At 73.8% G+C, this 1,865-nt stretch carries 4 protein-coding genes; 3 read left to right on the forward strand and 1 reads right to left on the reverse strand.

Annotated features, from left to right (window positions below; translation table 11 throughout):
• Together AC2W7G_RS15235 and AC2W7G_RS15240 are read left to right on the forward strand one after the other, a co-directional pair.
• Nucleotides 1–468, forward strand: a 468-nt coding sequence (locus tag AC2W7G_RS15235; RefSeq protein WP_485869183.1) for an alpha-hydroxy-acid oxidizing protein, incomplete at its 5' end; no start/stop codon positions are given.
• Between the two features lie 17 nt (nt 469–485).
• A complete protein-coding gene (locus AC2W7G_RS15240; RefSeq protein ID WP_485869186.1) occupies nt 486–974 on the forward strand; it encodes an alpha-hydroxy-acid oxidizing protein in 489 nt (162 codons plus the stop codon).
• A 63-nt stretch (nt 975–1,037) separates the two neighbouring features.
• Here the strand turns inward: AC2W7G_RS15240 and AC2W7G_RS15245 are convergent, their stop codons facing one another.
• Nucleotides 1,038–1,487 (reverse strand): nitroreductase family deazaflavin-dependent oxidoreductase, encoded by a 450-nt coding sequence (locus AC2W7G_RS15245; protein WP_485869184.1) that lies wholly within the window; start codon nt 1,485–1,487, stop codon nt 1,038–1,040.
• 99 nt (nt 1,488–1,586) lie between these two features.
• Between AC2W7G_RS15245 and AC2W7G_RS15250 the strand changes: the two genes are divergently transcribed.
• A partial coding sequence (locus AC2W7G_RS15250) for a TetR/AcrR family transcriptional regulator (RefSeq protein ID WP_485869185.1) occupies nt 1,587–1,865 on the forward strand: 279 nt, incomplete at its 3' end.

A 1,865-nucleotide genomic window follows, 5' to 3' on the forward strand; every position in this document is an offset into this window, starting at 1 on the left:
CGGCGCGGCCGGGGCTCAATCGCCCGCGACGCGGACGTGACGATCGCCCGCGCGGCCGCCGCGACCGGCGTCCGCTACGTGTTCTCCAACCAGGGCAGCAGCCCGATGGAGGACAGCGCCCGGGCCATGGCCGGCACCGAGCACTGGTTCCAGCTCTACTGGAGCAAGGACGAGGGCCTGGTCGACAGCCTCGTGCAGCGGGCCGAGGCCACCGGCGCCGAGGCGCTCGTGGTCACGCTCGACACCACCGTGCTCGGCTGGCGTCCGCAGGACCTCGACCTCGGTTCCCTGCCGTTCGTCCAGGGCATCGGCATCGCCCAGTACACCTCCGACCCGCGCTTCAACGCCATCGTCGACGAGCGGGCGGCGGCCCCGGCGACCGGAGAGAAGCCGAAGGTGACGCTCGGGGCGATCCGCACCCTGCTGTCGCTGTCGCGCCAGCACCCCGGCGGTTCTGGTCGAACCTGACGTCCCCGCGCCCGCGGCTGGCCGCGGAGACGTTCACCGACATCTACACGAACCCCGGCCTGTCGTGGGACCACCTGGCGACGCTGCGCTCGCGCACCCGGCTGCCCATCGTGCTGAAGGGGATCCTGCACCCGGACGACGCGCGCCGGGCGCTCGACCTGGGCGTCGACGCGATCGTCGTGTCGAACCACGGCGGCCGTCAGGTCGACAACGCCGTCGCGTCGCTCGACGCGCTCGTGGCGATCCGCGAGGCGGTGGGACCCGAGCCGACGCTGCTGCTCGACAGCGGCGTCCGGACCGGGGCGGACGTGTTCACCGCCCTCGCCCTCGGCGCGTCGTCGGTGCTGCTCGGACGCCCGCACGTGTACGGACTGGCCGTCGACGGCCAGCGCGGCGTCGAGGACGTCGTCACCGGCGTGCTCGCCGAGCTCGACCTGACCATGGCGCTCACCGGGGTCCGGGCGGTCGGGGGCATCACCCGCGACCTGCTCGTCCGCCAGGACTAGGCCCGGCCGCTCCTCGAGCCGGTCGAGAGGAGTCCCGTCGCAGGCTCAGGGACCGGGCGTGCGTCAGGCGCGGTGGAGCTCGAACACGGGAAGCGCCGGGGCGGCGGCGAGCAGCTCGGCGTCCGTGGAGGACTTGGAGATGCTGACCGGCATGATCGCGCCGACCTCCCACTCCCACTTGCGCAGGTACTCGCGCAGCACGGGGATCTTGTCGGCGTCGGCCAGCTCGGTGGCCCGGTAGGCGACGACCGAGCGGCCTCGGCGCAGGGTGCAGGTGCCGGCGGCGCGAAGGTTGCGCGTCCAGTGCGTGTGGCCCCGTGCGCCCAGGACGTAGGTGCGTCCGTCGAGCCGCAGGGGGTTGACCGGCGTGGTCCGCGGCCGGCCGCTGGTGCGGCCGACGACCTCGAGCGTCCGGGCGCCCACGAGGCTGACGCCTCGGTCGGCGAGCCAGCCGACGAGGCGGTTGAAGCGGGTGGAGACCCGGCCCGGCGGCCGGTACGCGACTGCGTCCATGATGATCCCTCTCGTTCGGAGAGCGGTGCTCTCGAAATCAGCATGGACCGCCACCCTTAAGAAAGCAAGAGCGGTGCTCTCGGTATGTCACCATGGGGCATGCCCACCCGCGCCGAGGCCCGAGCCCGTACCGAGCAGCGCATCCTGGAGATCGGCCGCGAGCACCTGGCGACCTACGGCGCCGCCGCCCTGTCGCTGCGCGCGGTGGCCCGCGACCTGGGCGTGGTCTCGTCGGCGGTCTACCGCTACGTCGACAGCCGCGACGAGCTGCTGACCCGCCTGCTCGTGGACGCCTACGACGAGCTGGCCGACGCCGTCGAGGCCGCCCACGCGAGCGCCGCCACGCCGCGCGCGCAGGTGCTCGCCGCGGCCCGCGCC

The sequence above is a fragment of the Aeromicrobium sp. PFPM2_SD2 genome (genome assembly GCF_057364525.1).